This window comes from Pseudomonas sp. ES3-33 (assembly GCF_000952175.1).
In the GTDB taxonomy this organism is placed as follows: Bacteria; Pseudomonadota; Gammaproteobacteria; order Pseudomonadales; family Pseudomonadaceae; genus Aquipseudomonas; species Aquipseudomonas gregormendelii.
In genome coordinates, this window is sequence record NZ_JZRI01000023.1 from 16020 (window position 1) to 40975 (window position 24956).

At 60.7% G+C, this 24956-nt stretch carries 23 protein-coding genes; 12 read left to right on the forward strand and 11 right to left on the reverse strand.

Translation table 11 applies throughout. The annotated features are described in order from the left end of the window. Positions 1-3: 3 nt before the first annotated feature. The 7 genes from UB23_RS02725 (at position 4) to UB23_RS02755 (ending at position 9210) form a co-directional block, all read left to right on the forward strand. Positions 4-1005, forward strand: coding sequence for a phosphate ABC transporter substrate-binding protein PstS (locus tag UB23_RS02725; protein ID WP_045057803.1), 1002 nt, complete (start codon positions 4-6; stop codon positions 1003-1005). 257 nt (positions 1006-1262) lie between these two features. Next, positions 1263-3545 carry an ABC transporter permease subunit gene (locus UB23_RS02730; RefSeq protein WP_045057804.1) on the forward strand — a complete coding sequence of 761 codons (2283 nt, stop codon included), beginning with the start codon at positions 1263-1265 and terminating at the stop codon, positions 3543-3545. A 15-nt stretch (positions 3546-3560) separates the two neighbouring features. Continuing rightward, positions 3561-5231 carry a phosphate ABC transporter permease PstA gene (gene pstA, locus UB23_RS02735; RefSeq protein WP_045057805.1) on the forward strand — a complete coding sequence of 557 codons (1671 nt, stop codon included), beginning with the start codon at positions 3561-3563 and terminating at the stop codon, positions 5229-5231. Positions 5232-5416: 185 nt separating this feature from the next. After that, a complete protein-coding gene (gene pstB, locus UB23_RS02740) occupies positions 5417-6250 on the forward strand; it encodes a phosphate ABC transporter ATP-binding protein PstB (protein ID WP_045057806.1) in 834 nt (277 codons plus the stop codon). Between the two features lie 70 nt (positions 6251-6320). After that, positions 6321-7082 carry a phosphate signaling complex protein PhoU gene (phoU, locus tag UB23_RS02745; RefSeq protein WP_045057807.1) on the forward strand — a complete coding sequence of 254 codons (762 nt, stop codon included), beginning with the start codon at positions 6321-6323 and terminating at the stop codon, positions 7080-7082. Between the two features lie 166 nt (positions 7083-7248). Continuing rightward, positions 7249-8148, forward strand: coding sequence for a response regulator (locus UB23_RS02750; protein WP_045057808.1), 900 nt, complete (start codon positions 7249-7251; stop codon positions 8146-8148). A gap of 165 nt (positions 8149-8313) precedes the next feature. Continuing rightward, positions 8314-9210: a peptidoglycan DD-metalloendopeptidase family protein gene (locus UB23_RS02755; protein WP_045057809.1), complete on the forward strand. Its 897-nt coding sequence runs from the start codon at positions 8314-8316 to the stop codon at positions 9208-9210. A gap of 115 nt (positions 9211-9325) precedes the next feature. Here the strand turns inward: UB23_RS02755 and UB23_RS02760 are convergent, their stop codons facing one another. The 3 genes from UB23_RS02760 to phoB all read right to left on the reverse strand — a co-directional run bounded on the left by UB23_RS02760 (position 9326) and on the right by phoB (position 12903). After that, positions 9326-10666, reverse strand: a complete 1341-nt coding sequence (locus UB23_RS02760; protein WP_045057810.1) for a hemolysin family protein — start codon at positions 10664-10666, stop codon at positions 9326-9328. A gap of 123 nt (positions 10667-10789) precedes the next feature. After that, positions 10790-12112: a phosphate regulon sensor histidine kinase PhoR gene (gene phoR, locus UB23_RS02765; RefSeq protein ID WP_045057811.1), complete on the reverse strand. Its 1323-nt coding sequence runs from the start codon at positions 12110-12112 to the stop codon at positions 10790-10792. Positions 12113-12213: 101 nt separating this feature from the next. Continuing rightward, entirely contained in the window at positions 12214-12903 is a 690-nt protein-coding gene (gene phoB, locus UB23_RS02770) for a phosphate regulon transcriptional regulator PhoB (RefSeq protein ID WP_008150066.1), read from the reverse strand. Positions 12904-13055: 152 nt separating this feature from the next. Here phoB and UB23_RS02775 point away from each other — a divergent pair, with 152 nt between their 5' ends. Continuing rightward, the gene (locus UB23_RS02775) at positions 13056-13442 is read left to right on the forward strand and encodes a COG4315 family predicted lipoprotein (RefSeq protein WP_045057812.1); all 387 of its coding nucleotides are present in this window, start codon (positions 13056-13058) and stop codon (positions 13440-13442) included. Positions 13443-13568: 126 nt separating this feature from the next. Here UB23_RS02775 and ubiA read toward each other — a convergent pair whose 3' ends face one another. Both ubiA and UB23_RS02785 read right to left on the reverse strand, forming a co-directional pair. Next, a complete protein-coding gene (ubiA, locus tag UB23_RS02780) occupies positions 13569-14459 on the reverse strand; it encodes a 4-hydroxybenzoate octaprenyltransferase (RefSeq protein WP_045057813.1) in 891 nt (296 codons plus the stop codon). Then, positions 14459-15022, reverse strand: a complete 564-nt coding sequence (locus UB23_RS02785; RefSeq protein ID WP_045057814.1) for a chorismate--pyruvate lyase family protein — start codon at positions 15020-15022, stop codon at positions 14459-14461. The genes ubiA and UB23_RS02785 overlap by 1 nt, the downstream gene beginning before the upstream one ends. 200 nt (positions 15023-15222) lie before the next feature. On the opposite strand from UB23_RS02785, the gene UB23_RS02790 reads away from it, so the two are divergent. From UB23_RS02790 to UB23_RS02810, 4 genes are all read left to right on the forward strand, one after another. Continuing rightward, positions 15223-15390, forward strand: coding sequence for a rubredoxin (locus UB23_RS02790; protein WP_007954349.1), 168 nt, complete (start codon positions 15223-15225; stop codon positions 15388-15390). 19 nt (positions 15391-15409) lie between these two features. Beyond that, positions 15410-16558 carry an NAD(P)/FAD-dependent oxidoreductase gene (locus UB23_RS02795; protein ID WP_045057815.1) on the forward strand — a complete coding sequence of 383 codons (1149 nt, stop codon included), beginning with the start codon at positions 15410-15412 and terminating at the stop codon, positions 16556-16558. Between the two features lie 192 nt (positions 16559-16750). Beyond that, positions 16751-17026 (forward strand): HU family DNA-binding protein, encoded by a 276-nt coding sequence (locus UB23_RS02800; protein ID WP_003195589.1) that lies wholly within the window; start codon positions 16751-16753, stop codon positions 17024-17026. A 329-nt stretch (positions 17027-17355) separates the two neighbouring features. After that, positions 17356-17739 (forward strand): hypothetical protein, encoded by a 384-nt coding sequence (locus UB23_RS02810; protein WP_045057817.1) that lies wholly within the window; start codon positions 17356-17358, stop codon positions 17737-17739. Between the two features lie 155 nt (positions 17740-17894). Here the strand turns inward: UB23_RS02810 and UB23_RS02815 are convergent, their stop codons facing one another. From UB23_RS02815 to exbB, 6 genes are all read right to left on the reverse strand, one after another. Beyond that, on the reverse strand, positions 17895-19295 hold the full coding sequence (locus UB23_RS02815; protein ID WP_045057818.1) for an aminoacyl-tRNA deacylase and HDOD domain-containing protein: 1401 nt from the start codon (positions 19293-19295) through the stop codon (positions 17895-17897). 78 nt (positions 19296-19373) lie between these two features. After that, the gene (gene recG, locus UB23_RS02820) at positions 19374-21449 is read right to left on the reverse strand and encodes an ATP-dependent DNA helicase RecG (protein WP_045057819.1); all 2076 of its coding nucleotides are present in this window, start codon (positions 21447-21449) and stop codon (positions 19374-19376) included. 9 nt (positions 21450-21458) lie between these two features. Then, positions 21459-22388: a hydrogen peroxide-inducible genes activator gene (locus UB23_RS02825; protein ID WP_045057820.1), complete on the reverse strand. Its 930-nt coding sequence runs from the start codon at positions 22386-22388 to the stop codon at positions 21459-21461. A gap of 175 nt (positions 22389-22563) precedes the next feature. Further along, a complete protein-coding gene (locus tag UB23_RS02830) occupies positions 22564-23313 on the reverse strand; it encodes an energy transducer TonB family protein (protein ID WP_045057821.1) in 750 nt (249 codons plus the stop codon). Then, positions 23310-23738 (reverse strand): TonB system transport protein ExbD, encoded by a 429-nt coding sequence (gene exbD, locus UB23_RS02835; RefSeq protein ID WP_045057822.1) that lies wholly within the window; start codon positions 23736-23738, stop codon positions 23310-23312. Before exbD ends, UB23_RS02830 begins: the two co-directional genes overlap by 4 nt. A 6-nt stretch (positions 23739-23744) precedes the next feature. Beyond that, positions 23745-24722, reverse strand: a complete 978-nt coding sequence (exbB, locus tag UB23_RS02840) for a tonB-system energizer ExbB (protein ID WP_045057823.1) — start codon at positions 24720-24722, stop codon at positions 23745-23747. Positions 24723-24956 lie beyond the last annotated feature (234 nt).

The window sequence follows — 24956 nt, forward strand, 5'->3', positions numbered from 1 at the left end:
GGCATGAAACTGAAGCGTTTGATGGCGGCAATGACTTTTGTCGCTGCTGGCGTTGCGACTGCCAACGCGGTTGCCGCTGTTGACCCTGCTATCCCGAGCTACACCAAGACCACTGGTGTGTCGGGCAACCTGTCCAGCGTCGGCTCCGATACTCTGGCCAACCTCATGACCTTGTGGGCCGAGAACTACAAAAAAGAATACCCGAACGTAAACATCCAGATTCAGGCCGCTGGTTCCTCCACCGCGCCACCTGCGCTGACTGAAGGCACCGCCAACCTGGGCCCGATGAGCCGCAAGATGAAGGACAACGAGCTGCAGGCCTTTGAAACCAAGTACGGCTACAAGCCAACCGCCATCCCGGTTGCCGTGGACGCCTTGGCTGTGTTCGTGCACAAGGACAACCCGATCCAGCACATGACCATGGAACAAGTCGACGCGGTATTCTCGTCGACTCGTCTGTGCGGTGGTAAAGCCGACGTTAAAACCTGGGGCGACCTGGGTGTGACCGGCGACCTGGCGAACAAGCCGGTTCAGTTGTTCGGTCGTAACTCGGTATCGGGCACCTACGGCTACTTCAAGGAAGAAGCCCTGTGTAAAGGCGACTACAAGCCGAACGTCAACGAACAACCTGGTTCGGCTTCGGTCGTGCAGTCCATCAGCTCCTCGCTGAACGGCATCGGTTACTCGGGCATCGGTTACAAGACTGCCAGCGTGAAGACCGTGGCACTGGCCAAGAAAGGCAGCACTGACTTCATCGAAGACACCGAAGAAAACGCCCTGAACGGCAAATACCCGCTGTCGCGCTTCCTCTACGTGTACGTCAACAAGGCGCCGAACAAGCCTCTGGCCCCGCTGGAAGCTGAGTTCGTGAAGCTGGTTCTGTCCAAGCAAGGCCAGGAAGTTGTAGTGAAAGACGGCTACATCCCACTGCCAGCCAAAGTTGCTGCAAAAGCACTGGCTGACCTGGGTCTGCAGGAAGGCGGCGCTGAAGTCGCAAAAAAGTAAAACCCTGAGTCCGGGGAAACCCCGGACTCCGTGTGCAGGAGCTGTGTAGGAGCTGTCGAGTGCAACGAGGCTGCGATCTTTGGATCTGGCTTTTATCAGCAAGATCAAAAGATCGCAGCCTCGTTGCACTCGACAGCTCCTACAGGGTTCCCCACACGCCTCCAATTCCCGCTCCGCTGCCAGTTTCCACAGGCGGCGGATTTGTCGCGTCACTGCACTGTCATCTTTCTGTCATACAGGATCGCTAGGGTGTGCGAATGAATGATCTGGCCAATTCCACAATGACTACAAATCCCCCCAAGCGAATTGATTTCAATACGCCTGAGTTGCAACGCAAGCGCCGTATGCGCGCGCTCAAAGACCGCCTGACGCGTTGGTACGTCCTCATTGGCGGCCTTGCCGTGCTTGGGGCGATCACGCTGATTTTCTTCTTCCTGGGCTACGTTGTCGCGCCGCTGTTTCAAGGCGCCGACCTGACGGCCAAGGACTCGATCACGCCTGCCTGGATGCAGGACGCCGGCAAGCCGCTGATGATCTCCCTGGAAGAACAGAACAAGGTGGCCATGCGGGTTTCGGACAAGGGCCAGGCGTTGTTTTTCGACATCGACAGCGGCGCAGAGCTGCGTCGTGTCGACTTGCCGGTCCCGGCTGGTAGCCAGGTCACTTCCATCGGTGAAGACCAGCCGGGTTCCCCATTGGTTGCGGTCGGCTTTTCCAACGGCCAGGCTTTGGTGTTCCGCCACACTTACAAAGTTAGCTATCCCGACGGCAATAAGACCATCTCGCCAGCCATTGAATACCCGTATGGCGAGACCCCGATCGCGTTGAACGAAGCGGGCGGGGCGCTGGAGCATATCAGCCTCAACGCCACAGATTCGACCCTGTTGCTGGTGGGCTCCACGGGTGCGCAGCTCAACGTGTTGTCGCTGACCCGCGAAGAAAACATGATGACCGGCGAAGTCACCAGCGAGCAGAAGCGTATCGATCTGCCGCAGATGACCGAGACGGTGAAAAACATCTTCGTCGACCCGCGCCAGCAGTGGTTGTACGTAATCAATGGGCGTGCCCAGGCCGACGTGTTCAGCCTGCGCGACAAGAGCCTCAACGGTCGTTACAAGCTGCTTGAAGATGGCGAGGCGCAGATCACCGCCAGCACTCAGCTGGTGGGCGGTATCTCGCTGATCCTCGGCGATTCCAAGGGTGGCCTGGCCCAGTGGTTCATGGCTCGCGACCCGGATGGCGAACAGCGCCTGAAACAGATTCGCACCTTCCAGATGGGCACCACGCCCATCGTTGAGATCACTGCCGAAGAGCGTCGCAAAGGCTTCATCGCCCTGGATGCATCCGGCAAGCTCGGCGTGTTCCACAGCACCGCACACCGCACCCTGCTGGTGGATCAGGTCGTCGACGGCCAGGGCATTTTTGGCCTGTCACCACGGGCTAACCGCGTGATCGTCGAGGCCGGCGGCAAGATTCAACCGCTGCTGCTCGATAACCCGCACCCGGAAGTTTCCTGGAGCGCACTGTGGAGCAAGGTCTGGTACGAGAACTACGACGAGCCTAAATACGTCTGGCAATCGACCGCCGCCAACACCGATTTTGAACCCAAGCTGAGCCTGTCCCCGCTAACGTTCGGTACCCTCAAAGCCGCCTTCTACGCCATGCTGCTGGCCGCGCCACTCGCCGTAGCGGCCGCGATCTACACCGCCTACTTCATGGCGCCGAGCCTGCGCCGCAAGGTCAAGCCGGTGATCGAGCTGATGGAAGCAATGCCGACGGTGATCCTCGGCTTCTTCGCCGGCCTGTTCCTGGCGCCCTACGTGGAAGGACACTTGCCGGGCATTTTCAGCCTGTTGATGCTCCTGCCGATCGGCATTCTGGTGGCGGGTTTCGTCTTCAGTCGCCTGCCTGAATCCGTGCGCCTGAAAGTGCCGGACGGTTGGGAAAGCGCGATTCTGATCCCGGTGATCCTGTTCGTGGGCTGGCTGTCTTTGTACATGAGCCCGTACATGGAAAACTGGTTCTTCGGCGGCGACATGCGCATGTGGATCTCCCACGACCTGGGCATCACCTACGACCAGCGCAACGCCCTGGTGGTTGGCCTGGCCATGGGTTTCGCGGTCATCCCGAACATCTATTCCATCGCCGAAGACGCCGTGTTCAGCGTGCCTCGCGGCCTGACCCTCGGTTCCCTGGCCCTCGGCGCCACGCCTTGGCAAACCATGACTCGTGTGGTGATCCTCACCGCCAGCCCGGGGATTTTCTCGGCGCTGATGATCGGCATGGGGCGTGCGGTCGGTGAAACGATGATCGTGCTGATGGCCACCGGTAACACCCCGGTCATGGAAATGAACCTGTTCGAAGGACTGCGCACACTGGCCGCCAACGTTGCGGTGGAAATGCCCGAATCGGAAGTTGGCGGCAGCCACTACCGCGTGCTGTTCCTCTCGGCCTTGGTGCTGCTGCTGTTCACCTTCGTCATGAACACCCTCGCGGAACTGATTCGTCAGCGTCTGCGCAAGAAATACTCGTCGCTTTAAGAAAGGTAGAAGTCTGTGAAACAGAACTCCCTGAACGGATGGTTCAAGAGCGGCGCCCCGGGCGTCTGGATCAGCGGTGGCGCGGTGTCCATCGCGGTCATCATGACGATCGGCTTGCTGGCCGTGATCGCCGTGCGCGGCCTGGGCCACTTCTGGCCGGCGGACTTGATCCACGCCAGCTACGACGTGCCTGGCCAGGCCAATCACCTGGTCATCGGCGAAGTGGTGCAGAAAGAAGAAGTGCCCCGTGAGCGCCTCAAAAGCGCTGGCCTGCCGGTGCCCGAGCAGGGTCCGGAGTTCATGACTCGTGAGCTGATCAAGGTCGGCAACCGTGACTTGAACGGCAATGACTTCACCTGGGTCGTCGGCGAGTGGCTGACTAACCAGAAGACGCCGCCGGAGCTGATGGCGATCGAACGCCGCGAGTGGGGCAACTTCTACGGCTACCTGGTCAACGTTAAGCAGGATGGCAAAGTCATCGCCGAAGGCGAGGCGGCGTGGCCTGAGTTGCAGGCCCGTGTCGAGCGCGTGAACAGGCTGGCGAGCGAGCTCAAGACCCTGGAGAAGTCCGACATTGGCGCGATCAACGCCGGACTGGAACGCATTCGCCTGCATGGCCGCAAACTGGAACTGGACGGCAAGCTGGACGCTACCGCGCAAGCGGACATGGAGTCCGAGCGCGCCGAGCTCAATGCCCGTTATCAGGACATCGAAGCGCGCCTGGCCGACCTGCATGCCCAGTTCAATCGCGACAGCCTGACGGCCCGCGATGCCAACGGCAAGGAGATCGAAATCGGCATCGGCAAAGTGGTTCACGCCTACCAGCCGAACGCCATGGGCACCATGACCAAGATCGGCTTCTACTTCAGCAAGGTCTGGGAATTCCTGAGCGACGATCCGCGTGAAGCGAACACCGAAGGCGGGATTTTCCCGGCGATTTTCGGCACCGTGATGATGACGTTGATCATGGCGATGATCGTGACGCCGTTTGGCGTACTGGCTGCGGTGTACCTGCGTGAATACGCCAAGCAGAACACCATGACCCGGCTGATCCGCATCGCGGTGAACAACCTGGCCGGTGTACCGGCCATCGTGTACGGCGTATTCGGCCTGGGCTTCTTCGTTTATGTCCTGGGTGGCTCGGTTGACCGGTTGTTTTTCCCTGAAGCCCTGCCGGCGCCGACTTTCGGTACTCCGGGGTTGCTCTGGGCATCCCTGACCCTGGCGCTGCTGGCGGTGCCGGTGGTGATTGTGGCCACTGAAGAAGGCCTGGCGCGGATTCCTCGCACCGTGCGCGAAGGCTCGCTGGCCCTCGGCGCGACCAAGGCGGAAACCCTGTGGAAGATCGTACTGCCGATGGCCAGCCCGGCGATGATGACCGGCATGATCCTCGCCGTTGCCCGTGCCGCGGGTGAAGTGGCGCCGCTGATGCTGGTGGGTGTGGTGAAACTGGCGCCGTCGCTGCCGCTGGACGGTAACTACCCGTACCTTCACCTCGATCAGAAAATCATGCACCTGGGCTTCCATATCTACGACGTCGGCTTCCAGAGCCCTAACGTCGAAGCCGCACGCCCACTGGTCTACGCCACGGCGTTGCTGCTGGTGCTGGTGATTGCGACCTTGAACCTGTCGGCGGTCTATATCCGTAACCACCTGCGCGAAAAATACAAAGCTTTAGATAGCTAAGACAAACCCTGTGGGAGCTGGCTTGCCAGCGATGGCATTACTGCGGTGTAACTTGAAACACCGCACCGCCTGCATCGCTGGCAAGCCAGCTCCCCCAGGGACCGGCACAAGCCACAGATTTTCAGTAACCCATTGGCAAGGCCAGTGGCTCAACGAACCGAATTTGTTAGCACAGGGAGCCTCCCATGCAACACGAAACACATACCCACGGCATCAACATGTCGGCCCTGGGTCGCGACAAACAGAGCCTGAACCTCGAGCAGGAAACCGTGGCTATCGAAGTGCCTGGCCTGAGCCTGTTCTACGGTGACAAGCAGGCGTTGTTCGACGTCAGCATGAACATCCCGAAACAGCGCGTCACAGCCTTTATCGGCCCGTCTGGCTGCGGCAAATCCACGCTGCTGCGTACTTTCAATCGCATGAACGACCTGGTCGACGGTTGCCGTGTGGAAGGCGCCATCAACCTGTACGGCAACAACATCTACCGTAAAGGCGAAGACGTTGCAGAGCTGCGTCGACGCGTGGGCATGGTGTTCCAGAAGCCGAACCCGTTCCCCAAGACCATCTACGAAAACGTGGTCTACGGCTTGCGCATCCAGGGCATCAACAAGAAGCGTGTGCTTGATGAAGCCGTGGAGTGGGCGCTCAAGGGCGCGGCTTTGTGGGACGAGGTAAAAGATCGCCTGCACGAATCCGCACTGGGCCTTTCCGGTGGTCAGCAGCAGCGTCTGGTGATTGCCCGTACCATCGCCGTGGAGCCGGAAGTGCTGCTGCTCGACGAACCCTGTTCGGCTCTGGACCCGATCTCCACGCTGAAGGTTGAAGAGCTGATCTACGAGCTGAAATCGAAGTTCACCATCGTCATCGTGACCCACAACATGCAACAGGCCGCGCGGGTCTCCGACTACACAGCGTTCATGTACATGGGCAAATTGGTGGAATTCGGCGACACCGATACCCTGTTCACCAATCCGGCGAAGAAGCAGACCGAAGATTACATTACCGGTCGTTATGGCTAGCAATAGTGGTTGTTCACTGAACTGACGCTGCGGTCCACCGCACCTTACCGGACGCTCCAAGGACGCCAACATGATTAGTAAAGAAGGCCTTACCCATCACATCTCCGCGCAGTTCAACGCCGAGCTAGAGGAGGTGCGCAGCCACCTCCTGGCCATGGGCGGACTGGTCGAGAAGCAGGTCAATGACGCGGTTACCGCGCTGATCGAAGCCGATTCCGGTCTGGCCCAGCAGGTTCGCGAAATCGATGACCAGATCAACCAGATGGAACGCAACATCGACGAAGAATGCCTGCGCATCCTGGCCCGTCGTCAACCTGCGGCGTCCGACCTGCGTTTGATCATCAGCATTTCCAAGTCGGTGATCGACCTGGAGCGCATCGGTGACGAAGCGACCAAGATCGCCCGCCGGGCCATTCAGTTGTGCGAAGAAGGTGAAGCGCCGCGCGGTTATGTCGAAGTGCGTCACATCGGCGACCAGGTGCGCAATATGGTCCGTGACGCACTGGACGCTTTTGCCCGCTTCGATGCCGACCTGGCATTGTCGGTAGCCCAGTACGACAAGATCATCGATCGCGAATACAAGACCGCCCTGCGTGAACTGGCGACCTACATGATGGAAGACCCGCGCTCTATCTCGCGGGTCTTGAGCATCATCTGGGTGCTGCGTTCCCTGGAGCGAATCGGCGATCACGCGCGCAACATTTCCGAGCTGGTGATCTATCTGGTGCGCGGCACCGATGTGCGTCACCTGGGCTTGAAGCGCATGAAGGAAGAAGTTGAAGGCACAAGTGGCGAAACCGCTAATGTTCCGGGTGTAGCTGACGATAAGTAAGTTTGCCCAAGAGAAACGCCCGGCCTTTTGGTCGGGCGTTTTTGTTTGTGGCTTACGAATTCGAAGCAGCACCCCGCGAACGAAAAGTCCCGGCGTGACTGAGAGTTTATGGCAGTGTGCCATCAGCAAGGCGCTAAGCTTGCCGGGGTTTTGGAAGGGGTGATGGATGAGTAAGGTCAGTGTTTTGGTCGTGGACGATGCGTCATTCATTCGTGACCTGGTGAAAAAATGCCTGCGCAATTACTTTCCGGGCATTCGGATCGAGGACGCCGTCAACGGCAGGAAGGCCCAGGTCTTGCTGGCCAGGGAAACATTCGACCTGGTCCTGTGTGACTGGGAGATGCCGGAAATGTCCGGCCTGGAACTGTTGACCTGGTGCCGCGAGCAGGACCGTCTCAAGACCATGCCGTTCGTGATGGTGACCAGCCGTGGCGACAAGGAGAACGTTGTCCAGGCGATCCAGGCAGGCGTTTCCGGCTACGTCAGCAAGCCCTTCAACAACGAGCAGTTACTGACCAAGGTCAAGCAGGCCCTGAACAAGGTCGGCAAGCTCGACGCGTTGATGAGCAGCGCGCCGGTGAAGATGAGCTCCGCCTTCGGCAACGACTCCCTCAACGCCTTGACCGGTGGCCAGGCGACCGTGGTTGCTGCGCCTGCGATTCCGACGCCGTCACGTGGCCTGATCAGCAACTCGCCACCCAAGGCCGCTGCTGCACCGTCTGCGTCTGCAGGCCGCGGCCATGGGCAGTTGCGCCTGTCCAGTGGTAACCAGCAGTGCGTGATCAAGGCCTTGAGCCTCAAGGAAGCCTTGTTGGTGGTGAAGCGTACTGACACGTTGCCGCAGGTGCTCGACAGTGCCGTGCTCGACCTGGAGCAGGGCGACAATGCCGAGATCGCGCGTCTCAACGGCTACCTGCATGCCATCGTCGCCTATGAACCGAGGCCTGACAGCGAGTGGTTGCAGCTGACCTTCCGGTTCGTGGACCAGGATGCTCAGAAGCTCGATTACATATCGCGATTGATAGCACGTGGTACGGTACAGAAGCATTTTGTGCCGGGTGCTTAAATCCTTGGTTGCCTGAAAGCCGCCATCGCGAGCCTGCTCGCGATGGCGTCATCCGATTCACCACACATCCATTGATCTGCCGATTTTGAAACATCTGCCGCCTACCCAGGTCCATTGCAGCTGCTAGGCTCCCTCCCAGGACTCTCCTCGACAGAACCTCTGCCCATGCTCGCGCGCTTGCTGTTTTTCTGTGGTCTTTTCCTGGCCTCCACCTCGGTTGTGGCCATGACTATCTACAAGTCCAAGGACGCCAACGGCGTGGTCTCCTACAGCGACCGCCCCTCGAAAGGCGCCAAGGTGTTCGTTTTCCGCGATCGCATGGTCGAGCGCCTTGAAGGCCAGGTGTACCTCGACATCAAGAAACAGCAGGGCGCTGATAGCGTATTTGTGCGCAATGACCTGTACGCGCCGGTCGAAATCGAATTGAGTTTTGCCGGTCTGAAGAACGTCAGCGGTGCGCCGAGCCGCCCGATCCGTCGGGTGCTGCCGGCACGCAGCAACCTGCGCCTGGCGCTGCTCACGGCCACCCGGGCGGGAAAGCCGCTGGTGTATACCCCGGCGTTCAAATATTCCCTGGGCGACCCTGCAGGGGCTGCCCTGGCTTATCGCTACCCATTGCCCTGGCGGGGTGGGCCGTTTCGGCTGAGCCAGGGTGCCAACGGCCAATACAGTCACTTCGGCGCGAAAAATCGCTACGCCATGGACATTGCCATGCCTGAAGGCACGCCGATCATTGCGGCGCGAGGCGGGATGGTGGTGAAGACCGAGAATAACCAGGCCGGCCAGGGGACCGACCCATCAGGCAACTTCGTACGGGTGCTGCACGACGACGGGACCATGGGCGTGTACCTGCACCTGATGCAAGGTTCGGTCAGCGTCCGGGAAGGTCAGCGGGTTGGGGTGGGCACTGCGTTGGCGCTGTCGGGCAATACCGGCAACAGCAGCGGGCCGCATTTGCACTTTGTGGTACAGCGCAATACCGGGATGGGACTGGTGTCGATACCGTACCAGTTCAATCAGCCGGTAGGTGCATTACCCAACTTTGCGTTGGGCAAGCAATAGGTTCTGAAAGCAAAAGATCGCAGCCTGCGGCAGCTCCTACATGGGATTGCGATTCCCTGTAGGAGCTGCCGCAGGCTGCGATCTTTTGGGGTCAATGCGGTTCCCCGCATTGCAATTAATCGAGCATCAACACCTTGGCCAACACAATCTTCGGCCCTTTCATCTTCTTGATGATGATCCGCAGGCCTTCGACTTCCAGGACCTCCTCCTCTTCCGGCACCCGCTTCAGGCTGTCATACACCAGCCCGGCAAGGGTTTCGGCTTCAACGTGGTCCAGGTCAATGCCCAGCAGTCGTTCCACCTTGAACAGCGGTGTATCGCCGCGTACCAGCAGCTTGCCCGGTTGATACGCGAGGATTCCGCGTTCGGCCTTACGGTGTTCGTCCTGAATGTCGCCCACCAGCACTTCCAGCACGTCTTCCATGGTCAGGTAGCCAATGATGTTGCCGTCGGCCTCCTCAACCAGTGCGAAGTGCGAGCCACCCTTGCGGAACTGCTCCAGCAGCTGCGACAGCGGCATATGGCGCGATACGCGTTCCAGGGGGCGGGTCAGCTCAGCAAGGTTGAACGACTCGGGAATATGGTCCAGTGCCGCCAGTTCCAGCAGCAGGTCCTTGATGTGCAGCAGTCCGACGAACTCCTGTGTATCACTGTCGTACACCGGATAACGGCTGAACTTGTGGCGACGGAACATCGCCAGGATTTCCTTGAGCGGCGCATTGAACTCCAGCGTCACCAGGTCTTCCCGGGAATTGGCCCAGTCGACCACTTCCAGCTCGCCCATTTCCACCGCCGAAGCCAGCACGCGCATGCCCTGGTCGCTTGGGTCCTGACCGCGGCTGGAGTGCAGGATCAGCTTCAGTTCTTCGCGGCTGTAATGGTGGTCGTGATGAGGGCCGGGTTCACCCTGGCCAGCGATGCGCAGGATGGCGTTGGCGCTGGCGTTCAGCAGGTAGATGGCCGGGTACATGGCCCAGTAGAACAGGTACAGCGGCACCGCAGTCCACAACGACAGCAGCTCGGGTTTGCGGATGGCCCAGGATTTTGGAGCCAGCTCGCCGACCACGATGTGCAGGTAGGAGATGATGAAGAACGCGGTGAAGAACGACACGCCCTTGACCACTTCGGCGGACTCGACGCCTACGGCACTCAGGACCGGTTCGAGGATATGCGCGAACGCCGGCTCACCGACCCAGCCGAGGCCGAGGGATGCCAGGGTGATACCCAGTTGGCAGGCCGACAGGTACGCGTCGAGCTGACTGTGAACGGTGCGCAGGATATGTCCGCGCCAGCCGTTCTTTTCTGCAATGGCTTCGACCCGGGTCGAGCGCAATTTGACCATGGCGAATTCCGCTGCAACGAAAAAACCGTTGAGCAAAACCAGGATCAGAGCAAAAAGAATCATGCCGAAATCGGCGAAGAGTGTCGCGAGGGTCAAGCCAGGGGATGGGTCCATGATGGAGTTTTGCGGGTTCCGTGTATTCGAAAGAGGGGACAGCTGTGCACCTGAAGGGCAGGCACAAGTCAGCCAATGTAGCGGCTGACTGGGCGATTGCCTAGTGGCGCGTGCTGGCCGGTATCAGTCGGCGGCGTTGATGGTCAGGGATTTGCTGACCTGAGCCGGGGCGAAATGACAGGTAAACGTGCTGCCGTGCCCGGGTACGCTACTGATTTCCATCCGTGCACGGTGGCGCAACAGCACGTGTTTGACGATGGCGAGCCCAAGGCCTGTGCCGCCTGTATTGGAGTTGCGGCTGGAATCGACCCGGTAAAAGCGCTCTGTCAGGCGCGGCAGGTGCTTGCTGTCGATACCGATGCCCGAATCCTGGACGCTCAAGTGCGCGCCCTGTTCGTCGCCCCACCAGCGAACGCGGATATTGCCTTCGGCCGGGGTGTATTTGACGGCGTTGAACACCAGGTTCGAAAACGCACTGCGCAATTCCGCCTCGCTGCCCTTGAGCAGGATCTGCGGGTCCGCTTCGAGGGTGATGTGCTGGTTTTTCTGGCCGGACAGCTGCTGTGCGTCACTTTTGATCGATTGCAGCAAAGTGTCGATAGCCACCGGTGCATTGTCCGACGGGTAATCGGTGGCCTCCAGTTTGGCCAATAACAGCAGGTCATTGAGCAGCGTCTGCATGCGCCCCCCTTGCTGTTGCATCTGCTGCAAGGCACGGGACCAGCGCGGGTTTACGTCTTCGACGTTATCCAGCAGCGTCTCCAGGTAACCGCAGATCACTGTCAGCGGTGTGCGCAGTTCGTGGGAGACGTTGGCGATGAAGTCTTTGCGCATCTGCTCCAGCTGATGAATGCGCGTGACGTCGCGCACCAGCATCAGGTGCTCGTTATTGCCGTAGCGGGTGATGTACAGCTGGATACGTACCCGATCATTGGTGGGCGACGGGATTTCCAGCGGCTCGGAGTAACTGTCCTGCTCGAAATACTCCTTGAAGCGCGGATGGCGCACCAGGTTGGTGACGGGCTGGCCGCTGTCTTGCGGGGTCTTGAGGCCCAGCAGGGTTTCGGCGGCGCGGTTCCACCATTCCAGGTTGCCGTCGGTGTCGAGCATGATCACCGCGTCCTTGAGGGCCGCCGTGGATTCCTGAACCCGGTCGATCACCGCTTGCAGGCGCCCCCGCACGCGCTGGTCGCGGCGTTGCAGGTGGTAGATGCTGTCGAACACTTCGCCCCACAGGCCGTAGCCGTCGGGTGGTGCTTCATCGGGTTTGTGCAGGCGCAGCCACTCGTGCAGGCGCAGCAACTGCTTGAGGGTCCAGGCCAGGTACAGGGCCAGGCCTGCAGCCAGGCTCCAGCCGTAGTAGCCGGTAATCAGGCCGATCACCAGGCAGGCGGTGACCAGCAAAAGCATGTGGCGAATCAGGGTGCCATGCCAGTTTTGATTCACGGAGCGTCCTTAGCGCAGCTCAAGTTTCAAGCTGCAAGCTTCAAGTAGGGGATCGGCTGTGCTTCTGCTGGCCGCTTGTAGCTTAATGCCTGCCGCTGCTTTTATGCCTTCGTGGAAAACCGGTAACCGGTGCCACGCACGGTTTGTACCAGATTTTCGTAGGCATCGCCGAGGGCTTTGCGCAGGCGACGGATGTGCACGTCGACGGTGCGTTCCTCGACATAAACGTTGCCGCCCCAGACTTGATCCAGCAACTGGCCGCGGGTGTAGGCGCGTTCCTGGTGGGTCATGAAGAACTGCAGCAGACGGTACTCGGTGGGGCCCATCTCGGCGGGCTTGCCGTCGATGGTCACGCGGTGGCTGATGGGGTCCAGCAGCAGGCCACCGACTTCGATCGGCGTCTCGCCATCGGTCGGGCCGGCGCGGCGCAGCACGGCTTTGAGCCGCGCTACCAGCTCGCGTGGGGAGAACGGTTTGGTGATGTAGTCGTCGGCCCCGACCTCCAGCCCCTGGATCTTGTTGTCCTCTTCGCCCTTGGCGGTGAGCATGATGATCGGGATGTCCCCGGTCAGCTCGTCGCGCTTGAGGCGGCGGGCCAATTCAATGCCGGATGTACCCGGCAGCATCCAGTCGAGCAGGATCAAGTCCGGCTTGCGGTCGACGATGATGGCGTGGGCTTGCTGGGAGTTCTCAGCCTCCAGGCAGTCATAGCCGGCCATTTCCAACGCAACGGCGATCATTTCGCGAATGGGCGCTTCGTCGTCGACGATCAGAATGCTCCTGCCAACCATGCGTATATCCTCTTGTCATTTAACTGTCTTGCGCCGCATTAGATAACGGAATTATTGCAGTCGTGTGACAGTATTTTAGTCGCCCGGCGATCGCAGGGATCCTGGACTAAGCTCTAAGTCCGAATCCTGACAACCACAAAAGGAAGGTTTCCATGAAGCACATCGCGCAATCCTGGAAGGCACTATTGGTTAGCGCAGCGCTATCGCTGCCGACAATGGCCTTCGCGGCAGACCCGGGCATGGTCAAGGACGGCATGTTGGTCGACCATAAGGGTATGACGTTGTACACCTTCGATAACGACACGGGTGGCAAATCGGCCTGTACCGGTAAGTGCGCAGAAAACTGGCCGCCGCTCAAAGCGACCGAATCCGATAAGCCCGAAGGAAAATGGACCGTTATCAGCCGTGACGACGGCACGATGCAGTGGGCCTTTGACGGCAAACCGCTGTACTACTTCGTTCAAGACAAGAAGCCAGGAGACATGACTGGCGACAAGAAAATGGACAAGTGGCACGTCCTCCAAGGGCCGAAGATGTAAGCCATCTTCAGTAGGAGCGAGCTTGCTCGCGAAAAACTTGACCGATGACGCGGTGTTCTCCCGGGTTCATGCGTCGATCTCGGGTTCATCGCGAGCAAGCTCGGTCCTGCAAGGGGCGTGTGTTCGTTAGCGCAACGCATAATCCAGGACGATGCCGATAAAAATCGCCAACCCGGCCCAATGGTTGTGCAGGAACGCCTTGAAGCAACGCATGCGGTCCTTGCTGCGGGTGTACCAGAACTCCCAGGCAAAACAGCCCGCCGCCGCCAGCAATCCCAAGTGGAACCAGCCGCCCAGCTCGAATTTCGACCCGGCCAGAAGCAGGCAGCCCAGCGCCAGGCCCTGCAGCGTCAGGATGATCACCCGGTCCGCCTCGCCGAACAGGATGGCAGTGGATTTCACGCCGATCTTCAGGTCGTCATCACGATCAGTCATGGCGTAGTACGTGTCGTATCCCACGGTCCACAGCAGGTTGGCGATCCACAGTAGCCAGGCCGCAGCTGGCAACTCACTGGTCTCGGCGGTGAACGCCATCGGCATCCCCCAGGAAAATGCCGCGCCCAGCACCACTTGCGGGTAGTAGGTGTAACGCTTCATGAACGGGTAGGTAAAAGCCAGCGCCAGGCCGCCCAACGATAGCCAGATCGTCGGCGCGTTGGTACACAGCACCAGCAGAAAACTCAAACCCATCAGCAGCGCAAAGAATACCAGCGCCTCTTTTGAGCTGATTCTGCCGGCGGCCAGAGGGCGTTGTGCGGTGCGTTTGACGTGGCCATCGACCTTGCGGTCCGCCCAGTCGTTGATCACGCAACCACCCGCACGCGTCAGCACTACTCCGAGGACAAAAATCACGATGTTGGCCAGCGACGGCGAACCTTTGCCGGCAATCCATAACGCCCACAGCGTCGGCCACAGCAGCAGGTAGATGCCGATGGGCTTATCCATGCGGGTCAGCTGAATGAAATCCCAGGCCCTTGGATTCAGACGGTTCAGGGACTTGAGCAGGCTCTGGTACATCAGCAGTTCTCCGGATGAGCGCGGGCGGCGGTCCACAAGGTTGGCAGAAAGACTTCGGCCACCAGCACACTCAGGGCCCCCCGGTCGAAGCGCGAGCGGCGCGCCCACAGTTGTGGTGCCCGGCACTCTTCAGGTAGCCATTGCTCAGGATAGTGACAAACCTCGATGGCACGGCGCTGAAACGCCTGGTCGCAAAACAGCAGCTCACCCAGGGAGCGGCTGCCCAGTTCGTCCATGTGCAATCCATCGCCCTGCAGCGCATTGCGCGACGCCACGCTGCGGGCAAACACCCAGGCCTCGCCGTGGCCGCGCAGGTACACCTCGCGCACCCAGCCGTCGCTGCCTTCGGCCAGGTCCAGCGCGGCGCATTCATCGGCGCGCAGCGCTTGCCAGCCTTCGAACAGCGGCGTGACGCTGAAAGCGTCATTCGACAAACGGGTCAGGCGCCGGGTCAACGATCCTTCGTCGAACAGCCAGTCGAGGGAAAATGCGTCGGGGAGGGGAGCGAGCTGGCCTTGAGGGAGCCAGAGCGGGGCCGTTCGGGGGATAATTGAGTGCGGCACGGTGAGTCATTATTGGCAGCAAATGAGGCGCCGAGCTTACCATGTCGTTCGGCGATTTTGATTGATCGGGCATGGCGCTGCGTCGAACAGGCTTGCATCTGTCGGGCTCGATCAGTACAAAACGCCCTGAGCCGGACGGCAGTGCTGCAACCATCGACCGTTCGTGCCGGCAAAAGCCTGAAACCTGAGGAAATACCTGAATGAAAAAGTGGCAATGTGTGGTCTGCGGCCTGATCTATAACGAAGCCGACGGCTGGCCGGACGACGGCATTGCGCCGGGCACCCTGTGGCAGGACGTGCCGGAAGACTGGCTGTGCCCCGACTGCGGCGTGGGCAAGATGGATTTCGAAATGATCGAAATCAACTAAGACATTAGGGGAGTAGAGAATGAACGCACCTGTCGTGATCGTAGGCACCGGGCTGGCTGGCTACAACCTGGCCCGGGAGTTTCGCAAACTCGATGGCGAAACCCCGCTGCTGCTGATTACCGCAGATGACGGACGTTCCTACTCCAAGCCGATGCTCTCCACCGGCTTCGGTAAAAACAAGGACGCCGATGGCCTGAGCATGTCTGAGCCAGGCGCCATGGCCGAGCAGTTGAAGGCCGAGGTGCGCACCCACACGCGCATCAGCGGCATCGACCCGGGCCACAAGCGTCTGTGGGTCGGCGAAGAGTCGGTGATTTATCGCGACCTGGTGCTGGCCTGGGGCGCAGAAACCGTGCGTGTGCCCATCGAAGGGGATGCCGCAGACTGCGTGTTCCCGATCAATGACCTGGAAGACTACGCGCGCTTTCGTGCAGCCGCTGTCGGCAAGCGCCGGGTATTGCTGCTGGGCGCCGGGCTGATCGGCTGCGAATTTGCCAACGACCTGATACTCGGTGGCTACGAGGTGCAACTGGTCGCCCCGTGCGAACAGGTCATGCCCACTTTGCTGCATCCCGCCGCCGCTGCTGCGGTTCAAGCCGGCCTGGAAAGCCTCGGTGCACGCTTCCATCTCGGCCCTGTGCTTAACCGCCTGCAACGCGTGACGGACGGGCTGGAAGCGCACCTGTCCGATGGCCAGGTGATTCCCTGCGACCTGGTGGTCTCGGCCATCGGCTTGCGCCCGCGCATCGACCTGGCCGCAGCGGCTGGCGTGCAGGTCAATCGTGGCGTAGTCGTCGACCGCCACCTGCAGACCTCCCACGCCAACATCTACGCCCTGGGCGACTGCGCCGAGGTCGATGGGCTGAACCTGCTGTACGTAATGCCCCTCATGAGCTGCGCCAGAGCACTGGCCCAGACCTTGTCCGGCAATCCCACGACCGTCAACTATGGCGCGATGCCGATCACTGTCAAAACCCCCGTCTGCCCCTTGGTCGTTTCCCCGCCACCGCGCGGTGTGGAAGGCGTCTGGACCGTCGAAGGGCAGGGCGCAGACATCAAGGCACTGTGCCGCGATGCCAGCGGAAAACTGCTCGGTTATGCCCTCACAGGCGCGGCAGTCATGGAAAAACTGGCACTGAACAAAGAGCTTCCGGCACTGCTGGCGTAAATACTGGTCGTTCTGTCGGAATCACCCCGCTTTTGCCCCCACAAACGTCGCGCCGAGACTGGCGCAGCACCCCGCTGCGTGCCATTCTCACTCCCGTCTGCCGCAGAGTAGAGCACCTGCGGCGCTTTTGGCGCTGTTCCAACGAGAACAGCACGGACATAACAACAAAAAACCGTCAAAGGGGCTTCACTAATGCGTAAACCAGACCTCGCCGCCGCAATTGCTGAAAAAGCAGATCTCACCAAAGAGCAGGCCAACCGCGTCCTCAACGCCGTTCTCGAAGAAATCACCGGCGCTCTGCACCGCAAGGACAGCGTGACGCTGGTGGGCTTCGGCACCTTCCTGCAACGCCACCGCGGCGCCCGCACCGGCAAAAACCCGCAAACCGGTGAGCCAGTCAAAATCAAGGCCAGCAATACTGTTGCGTTCAAGCCAGGCAAGTCGTTGAAGGACAGCGTTAATCCGTAATTGCGACGAACTCCTTGGGTGAACCGGGAGGGGCGCTGGAAAAAGGGCATGCCGATTAGATCGGGTGCCCTTTTTTTATGGGGCGCGGGTGAGTGGTGGTGGGCATGGCGGTCTGTGTTTCAGAGATCGAAAAAGCCCAAAGAGTTGTGGGGCTTAAGATCAAAGGATCGCAGCCTTCGGCAGCTCCTACAGGGGGTTTTCGTTGGTGACTTGGTAGTCATTGGCGTCAAAAAGAGGGTCATCTTCCGCTAAAGTTACGCGATGGTGGCGTTCCTGGGTGAAGCCGCTACACTGCGCCGGCCGTTCATTTTTCTCTTGAGGCTGTGCGCATGAAATTTCGTTTTCTTCTGTGGATGCTGGGTTTGTTGATGGCCAAGGCCAGTAGGAAAAATCCTGCGTTCCAACAGCAGTTGGGGGACAAGGATCTGGTCTTTCAGCTGCAGACCCTGGACGGCAAAGTGGCCCGGCACTTTCGCGTGAAGGATCAGCGCATTACCAGCAAGTCCGGTGTGTACTCCGAGCCGGCGTTTGCGATTGCATTTAAAGACGCTGCCTATGGCTTCGCGACAATGCAGGCGAAGAACAAGCAATTGGCGTTCATGACGGGGATTCAGGACAAGTCGATCCAGATCAAGGGCAACCCGGCGCTGGTGATCTGGTTCCAGGGTTTGACCAAGTACTTGAAGCCGCGTAAAGCCAAAGCGAAGGTTTGAGACGTATTGATAGCTCGGCAGAGTAAAAACACTCCAGACCGGGTTGAGGCCATCGCGGGCAAGCCTTGCTCCCACAGGATTGGGATCACTTTTGTGGGTGCTCCCACAGGATTGAGATCACCCTCTGTGGGAGCAAAGCTTGCTCGCGATCGCTTTCAGGGCTGGCCGAATTGCGAAGCCAGTTCACGCAACAACACTTCCGCATCCAGCACTTTACTGGTCACATCATTGGCCTTCTCGCGGCTGAGGCCCAGACGTTCCAGCAGGGCGTCGGGGATTTCCTCGACCGGACCCGAGCCGATGCCGTGGCTGCGTAGCAGGCGCACGGCCAGGCACACCAGGTTCGGGTACTCCGCGTAGACGCCGTCGTAGCTTGGGTCATGCTGGAAGCGCAGGGCGGTGGCCAGTTCGTCGGGCATGTCCCAGTAGCGCATCAGCCAGGCGCCGATTTGCTCGCGGGTGATGCCCAGCAGGTGTTGCTCGATGTAGCTGTGGGACAGATGCGGGTTGACTTCCAGGTGGCGGCAGATCAGCGAGAAGTGCGGCGGGAATACGTGCGCCAGCAGCAGATAGCCGAAGTTGTGCAGCAGGCCGGCCAGGTAGGTGAGGCCGGCTTCCGGGCGCTGTGCGCGGGGCATGGCTCGGGTCAGGCCTTCGATGACGGCGGCGGTGTAGATCGACTGTTGCCAATAAGGTGTTGCTTGTTGCGGGTGATCCTTGGGCAGGCTCATGGTTTTGCCCAGGGCCAGGCCCAGCGCCAGGTTGATCACCAGGTCGAAACCCAGCACCCGCACTATCGCGTCTTCCACTGAACGAATCTTGCCCGGCGAGGCATAGTACGGCGACGCTGCCCAACTGACGACTTGCGCGGCCAGGGCCGGGTCGGTCTCTACGACGCTGGTGATGTCGTCGATGGTGGCGTTGGGGTCGACCCGCAGCTTGATGATTTTTTGTGCCGTCGAAGCCAGCGGCGGGATCTCGATGGTGGCTTCCAGTCGTTGCTGAATGCGTCGCGCCGTGAAGGCCTGGACGGCCTGGGTGATTTCCTCGCGGTCGTCGTCGGGGCGGTCGAGGTTCGGACGGATGCTGGTTAGTGCCTCACCGAAGCGGGCGGCGCTGGCCTTGCTCAGCAGGGTCTTGAAATCGTCGCAGGCGATTTCCAGCAGCAAGCCCGGCACGCCCGAATTGATTAGCAACTTGGGTTCGCGCAGCAAGCTGTCTTCGTAAAGGCACGGTGCCGCAGTGAGCGAAGGCAGGCCGGGCAACAGGCCCAGGTTGTGCTTACCGAGCAGGCGCTCCAGGCGCTCAGGCGAAACCGCAGTGAGGCGGCGGCCGGTGAGCTGGGCGAGGCGATTGAGGTCCAGCAGCTGGCTTTGCGGGAACAGCACCATGAGCGAGCCGACGGCATCGTCCAGCAGCACTGCCTGCACTTTGCGCGCAGCATTCAGGCCGTGGTGGTCGAGGACTTCATCAAAGGCTATGTCCAGCTTGCCCAGCAGCAGCCGAACTGCAGACGTAGCGTGCGGGGTTTCGGGAGCGAGGGCAGCGTCGATCATGGTTTGGATCCGTTCTCAAACAGTTGCAAGAGTATAACCATCATGTTTAACACGGTGGTCCGGAAACTGCGACGGTGCTCACACTTGGCCGTATTGCTGCCCATGACGCAACCAGCGATCCAGCAACGGGCTGACGTGATCCGGCCACCGCTCAAGCAGGGCCTGCGCCGCGTCGCGCACGGCGGGAAGCAGGTCGGCATCGCGCATCAAATCGGCGACCTTGAACTGCAGCAAGCCGGTCTGGCGGGTGCCGAGCATTTCGCCGGGGCCGCGTAGCTCAAGGTCTTTTTCGGCGATGACAAAGCCATCGTTGGTTTCGCGCATGATGCCCAGGCGCTGGCGGCCGATCTGCGACAGCGGCGGGTGATACAGCAGCACGCAGTGGCTGGCGGCGCTGCCCCGGCCGACTCGACCGCGCAACTGATGAAGTTGCGCGAGCCCCAGGCGCTCGGGGTTTTCAATGATCATCAGGCTGGCGTTCGGTACGTCGACGCCCACTTCAATTACCGTGGTCGCCACCAGCAACTGCAGGTTGCCGGCCTTGAATTCGGCCATGACTGCGGCTTTTTCCACAGGCTTCATGCGCCCGTGAATCAACCCGACCTTGAGCTCGCCGAGGGCGGCGGTGAGGTCTTCGTAAGTGGTTTCGGCGGCCTGGCAGGTCAACTCTTCCGATTCTTCGATCAGGGTGCAGACCCAGTAGGCCTGCCGGCCTTCGGCGCAGGCGCCACGAACCCGCTCGATCACTTCCACGCGCCGGGTGTCAGTGATCAACACAGTGTTTACCGGAGTGCGCCCGGGAGGCAGTTCGTCGAGGATCGATGTGTCGAGGTCGGCGTAGGCGCTCATGGCCAAGGTACGCGGAATCGGCGTGGCGGTCATGATCAGCTGGTGCGGGCACATGCGTCCCCCTACGCCTTTCTGCCGCAGTGCCAGGCGTTGCTGCACACCGAATCGATGCTGTTCGTCGATGATCACCAGTGCCAGGTTCTTGAACTGCACTTCGTCCTGGAACAATGCGTGGGTGCCCACCACCATTGGGGTGCCGCTGGCGATCTGCTCCAGCGCAGCCACGCGATTTTTGCCCTTGAGCTTGCCGGCCAGCCACGCGACTTCGATGCCCAGCGGTTCGAGCCAGCGCTTGAAGGTGATGAAATGCTGCTCGGCGAGGATCTCGGTGGGGGCCATCAGCGCGACCTGATAGCCAGCTTCCAGTGCCTGCAAGGCGGCCAGGGCGGCGACTACGGTTTTGCCCGCGCCAACGTCACCCTGGATCAGTCGCAGCATGGGCTCGGGCTGGCTGAGGTCGTAGGCGATTTCATTGCCAACTCGTTGCTGGGCCCCGGTCGGCGCGAAGCCGAGATTGGCCAGGTACCTGGCCGGCAGTTTTGTCGCCTTGGGCATCGCCGGTGCGCGCAGCGAGCGCATGCTTTCGCGCAGGCGCTGCTGGGACAGTTGATGGGTCAGCAATTCTTCGAAGGCCAGCCGGTGCTGGGCCCAGTGATGCCCTAGCGCGAGTTCGTCGACATCGGCATCGGCGGGCGGGTGATGCAGGTAGCGGATCGCGTCGGCCAGCGGGGCGAGTTGATAGTCCCGGGCCAGTTCGGTCGGCAGCCAGTCGGGCAGGCTGCTGGGTCCCAGCAGCGTCAGGGTCTGCATGCACAGTTGGCGCAAACGCTGCTGGGTCAGGCCTTCGGTGAGCGGGTAGACCGGGGTCAGGGTTTCATCGACCGGCGGCGGCTCGTCACCGGTGATGGCGCGATACTCCGGGTGGTAGATCTCCAGCCCCGAGGCACCAGGCCGCGCTTCGCCGTAACAGCGAATCCGTGTGCCACGCTTGAGACCTTCTTTCTGGGCGTTGCTGAAATGGTAGAAGCGCAGGCTGAGTCCACCCGTTCCATCCTGCAGCCGAACGACCAGGCTGCGGCGGCGGCCCATGACCACATCGGCACCGCTGACGGTACCTTCGATCACGGCGTCCTGGCCAGGGCGCAAGTGGCCGATCGGGACTACGCGAGTGCGGTCCTGATAACGCAATGGCAGGTGAAACAGCACGTCCTGGAGGTTCTCCAGGCCGACCTTGGCGAGCTTCTCGGCCATGGCTTCCCCAACGCCCTTGAGTGCCGTCACCGACACTTGCGACAACTCGGTCATGGCCGCGGCTTAGCCGGCAACGACCGGCGCTGGCGGCTTGGCGACCGAGCACAGGCGAATCGAGTCAGCGAGGATCTCAATCGCTTTGGGACGTGGAAAGCTGGCGCGCCAGGCGATGGCTACCGTGCGGAAAGGCACCGGTGGCGTCAGTGGGCGCACTTCGAGCACGCCGGGAGCGTAGTGGTGACTGTCCACGGCCGAGAGCGGCAGGATCGAAATGCCCAGGCCGGAGGCGACCATATGGCGGATGGTTTCCAGGGAGCTGGATTCGACGGTGGTGTGTTTGGCGCCGTCCTTGCCATTGGCCAGGGTCGGGCAGGCTTCCAGCACCTGGTCGCGGAAGCAGTGACCTTCGCCAAGCAGCAGCAGGCTCTTGTCGTTGAGCAGGGCGGCGTCGATGGATTCTTTTTGCGTCCATGGGTGCTGAGCCGGCATCAGGACGTAGAACGGCTCGTCGTAGAGCTGCAGGGTCAGCACGTCGGCTTCGTTGAACGGCAGGGCGATGATGATCGCGTCGAGCTCACCGTTGCGCAGCTTGTCGCGCAGGATGTGGGTGAAGTTTTCTTCGATGTACAACGGCATCTGCGGGGCGACCCGGTGCAGTTGTGGAATCAGGTGCGGAAACAGGTAGGGCCCGACGGTGTAGATGGCGCCGACTTTTAGTGGGGCCGTCAGCTGGTTCTTGCCGGCCTGGGCCAGTTCACGGATGCCTTGTGCCTGCTCCAGCACTTTCTGCGCCTGGGCGACAATGCCTTCGCCGACTGGCGTGAGGCGCACGGCACTTTTGCTGCGCTCGAAAATCAGCACACCGAGTTCGTCTTCAAGCTTTTTCACGCCCACCGACAAGGTCGGTTGACTGACGTGGCAACGCTCGGCGGCATGGCCGAAGTGCTGCTCTTGGGCGAGAGTAACGATGTAGCGTAATTCTGTGAGGGTCATAGCAGGCGTCCATGAAGTTGCGCGCCAAGCATACCGGCTGCAATCGATAGACGCACGTTATGTAGGAGCGAGCTTGCTCGCGAAAAACCTGAGACCGCTGTGGGGTGTCAGTCTTCAAGCGTTATCGTTCGATTCCATCGCGAGCAAGCTCGCTCCTACAGGGTTTCAGGGTTGCTTAGCGGCGACCCTTTTCCAGCGAGTAGACGAAAGGTGCATAGAGTTCAATCGGGCCGTTTTTCACCATGTCCGCGGGTGGCTTGGGCAGCGGTTGGGCGCGGCGGATCATTTCCAGAGTAGCGCGATCCAGATCGGCATTGCCGGATGCACCCACCAGTTCGAATGACAACACGTTGCCTTCAGCATCTACCACGAACCGCAGGCGGTTAACGCCGGTCTTGCCCCTGGCCTGAGCGCTGGCCGGGTACTTTTTGTACTTGGCCAGGTGAGCGAGCAGGGTGTTTTGCCAGCTGGCCTTGGCCGCTTGCTGCGCCGGTGATGGTCCAGGTGCCGGTTGTGCGGATTTTTCCGTGGGTGCCTGGGTCGGTTGAGCGTCAGCCGGTTTTTCCTCGGAAGGCTTCTCCTTCGGCGGTTCCGGTTTCTTCTCCACAGGCTTTGGCGGTTGCGGCTTGGGCTTGGGTTTTACCGGCTTGGGTACGGTGATCTCGGCCTTAGGCGCTTCAGCCAGTTTCGGGATCGGCAGTTCTTCCACCGGTGCCGGTGGTTGTGGCGGCGTTATCACCTTCGGCGGGGCCGGTGGTGGCGGGGCCGGTACTGGCGCCAACTCGACCATCATTGCCTGGGGCGGCAATGGGATCGGCTGGCGCGAGGTCCAGTTCAGTGCCAGCGCGATGGCCAGCGCGTGCACGCCCAGCACCACGGCCAGGCTCCCGCTGTAACGCGTCAGCTTATGGCGCGTCGTGATCATTTTTTGGCTGCCGTCTCAAGACCCACCAGGCCAACCTTCAGGTAACCGGCGGCGCGCAGGGCGTCCATCACGCTCATCAGGTCGCCGTAGTCCACGCCCTTGTCGGCCTGGAAGAAGATGGTCGTGTCTTTTTTGCCTTTGGTCCGGGCGTCCAGAGTGGCACCCAGTGCTTCGGCCTTCACTTCGTCTTCGCCCAGGAACAGGCGTTGATCCGCCTTGACGCTGAGGAACACCGGTTTTTCCGGCCTCGGTGCCGGTTTTGCGCTGGAGGCTGGCAGGTCGACCTTGATGTCCACGGTAGCCAGGGGAGCGGCCACCATGAAGATGATCAGCAGCACCAGCATCACGTCGATAAACGGCGTGACGTTGATTTCGTGGTTCTCGGCCAGATCGTCGTCTGCGCCTTCTTTCAAATGCAAGCCCATGGCTGATTACCCTACTTTGACCACGTGGGGTTGCGCGGAGCGCTCGGTGGTCGGCAGGTGATCGAGGTCGCGGCTGACCAGCAGCAGGACTTCAGCCGAGGCATCCGAAACTTGTGCCTTGTAACCGGCGATGGAGCGGGCGAAGACGTTGTAGATCACGACCGCCGGAATCGCTGCCACCAGGCCCAATGCCGTGGCCAGCAGGGCTTCAGCGATGCCGGGTGCCACTACTGCAAGGTTGGTGGTCTGGGTTTTGGCGATGCCGATGAAGCTGTTCATGATGCCCCACACGGTGCCGAACAGGCCGACGAATGGCGCGGTGGAACCGATGGTGGCAAGCACGCCGGTGCCGCTGCTCATGTTGCGACCGCAGGCCGCGACCAGGCGCTCAAGGCGAAACGCGACGCGCTCCTTGATACCTTCTTTTTCGCGGCTGTTGACCGACAGGCGCATCTCTTCCAGGGCGTCATGCACCAGTACATTGGCGAGCGTGCCTGGCTTGGTCGCCGTGGCGCTGGCTTCCTTGAGTGTGGTGGCCTTTTTCAGGTGGGCGATTTCACTGCGCAGACGACGCTTGGCGCCCATCAGCTCGAAACCCTTGGCGATCCAGATGGTCCAGGTGATGATCGACGCGATGGCCAGGCCTATCATCACGATTTTCACGATGATGTCGGCGTTCTGGTACATGCCCCATGGCGACAGGTCGTGGGCCATGCCCAAGGTGTTGTCGGCTTCAAGTACTTCCGGAGCGTCTGCGGCGGTGGCGTCTAATGCCTGGGCCGGGTCGGTGACAACCGGTGTGGTGGCCGGGGCAGCGGGGGCCGGCGCGGCGGCAGGTGCCTCGGCGGCTGCCGGGGTTGCAGGCGCCTGGGCGTCGGCGTAAGCAGCAGTCGGGACCAGCATTACGCTGAGCAACAGTGCAGCCATTGCGCTCCAGGCGCGAGGTCGTTTGGTTGGCGAAGCGGGAGATTGATTGCGTGTCATGCTGGCCGGACCTGAGAGAGAAAGACGGTAAATGTTCTTCCAGGCCTCGCGAGGCCGAGAACAAAAGTGGCGGGGGGTTTTTTACGGGATTTCTGTTTACCAAACAAATATAGGAGTTTTTTTTCCTTGTTTCTTTTACGCCTGCCCGTCTGTCGCCCCTGCCTGGTCCTCTTTCTCAGGGAGTTTTGGTTGGCCGGCCCTTCTGGTTTGTTTGCCGGTGGTGGGGGCGGGGGG

Bases quoted from the DNA above. Each gene is read 5' to 3' on its own strand.
- UB23_RS02725 (WP_045057803.1), top strand. From the start codon at position 4: ATGAAACTGAAGCGTTTGATGGCGGCAATGACTTTTGTCGCTGCTGGC.
- UB23_RS02730 (WP_045057804.1), top strand. From the start codon at position 1,263: ATGAATGATCTGGCCAATTCCACAATGACTACAAATCCCCCCAAGCGA.
- pstB (WP_045057806.1), top strand. From the start codon at position 5,417: ATGCAACACGAAACACATACCCACGGCATCAACATGTCGGCCCTGGGT.
- phoU (WP_045057807.1), top strand. From the start codon at position 6,321: ATGATTAGTAAAGAAGGCCTTACCCATCACATCTCCGCGCAGTTCAAC.
- UB23_RS02750 (WP_045057808.1), top strand. From the start codon at position 7,249: ATGAGTAAGGTCAGTGTTTTGGTCGTGGACGATGCGTCATTCATTCGT.
- UB23_RS02755 (WP_045057809.1), top strand. From the start codon at position 8,314: ATGCTCGCGCGCTTGCTGTTTTTCTGTGGTCTTTTCCTGGCCTCCACC.
- UB23_RS02760 (WP_045057810.1), bottom strand. From the start codon at position 10,666: ATGGACCCATCCCCTGGCTTGACCCTCGCGACACTCTTCGCCGATTTC.
- phoB (WP_008150066.1), bottom strand. From the start codon at position 12,903: ATGGTTGGCAGGAGCATTCTGATCGTCGACGACGAAGCGCCCATTCGC.
- UB23_RS02775 (WP_045057812.1), top strand. From the start codon at position 13,056: ATGAAGCACATCGCGCAATCCTGGAAGGCACTATTGGTTAGCGCAGCG.
- ubiA (WP_045057813.1), bottom strand. From the start codon at position 14,459: ATGTACCAGAGCCTGCTCAAGTCCCTGAACCGTCTGAATCCAAGGGCC.
- UB23_RS02790 (WP_007954349.1), top strand. From the start codon at position 15,223: ATGAAAAAGTGGCAATGTGTGGTCTGCGGCCTGATCTATAACGAAGCC.
- UB23_RS02795 (WP_045057815.1), top strand. From the start codon at position 15,410: ATGAACGCACCTGTCGTGATCGTAGGCACCGGGCTGGCTGGCTACAAC.
- UB23_RS02800 (WP_003195589.1), top strand. From the start codon at position 16,751: ATGCGTAAACCAGACCTCGCCGCCGCAATTGCTGAAAAAGCAGATCTC.
- UB23_RS02810 (WP_045057817.1), top strand. From the start codon at position 17,356: ATGAAATTTCGTTTTCTTCTGTGGATGCTGGGTTTGTTGATGGCCAAG.
- UB23_RS02815 (WP_045057818.1), bottom strand. From the start codon at position 19,295: ATGATCGACGCTGCCCTCGCTCCCGAAACCCCGCACGCTACGTCTGCA.
- recG (WP_045057819.1), bottom strand. From the start codon at position 21,449: ATGACCGAGTTGTCGCAAGTGTCGGTGACGGCACTCAAGGGCGTTGGG.
- UB23_RS02825 (WP_045057820.1), bottom strand. From the start codon at position 22,388: ATGACCCTCACAGAATTACGCTACATCGTTACTCTCGCCCAAGAGCAG.
- UB23_RS02830 (WP_045057821.1), bottom strand. From the start codon at position 23,313: ATGATCACGACGCGCCATAAGCTGACGCGTTACAGCGGGAGCCTGGCC.
- exbD (WP_045057822.1), bottom strand. From the start codon at position 23,738: ATGGGCTTGCATTTGAAAGAAGGCGCAGACGACGATCTGGCCGAGAAC.
- exbB (WP_045057823.1), bottom strand. From the start codon at position 24,722: ATGACACGCAATCAATCTCCCGCTTCGCCAACCAAACGACCTCGCGCC.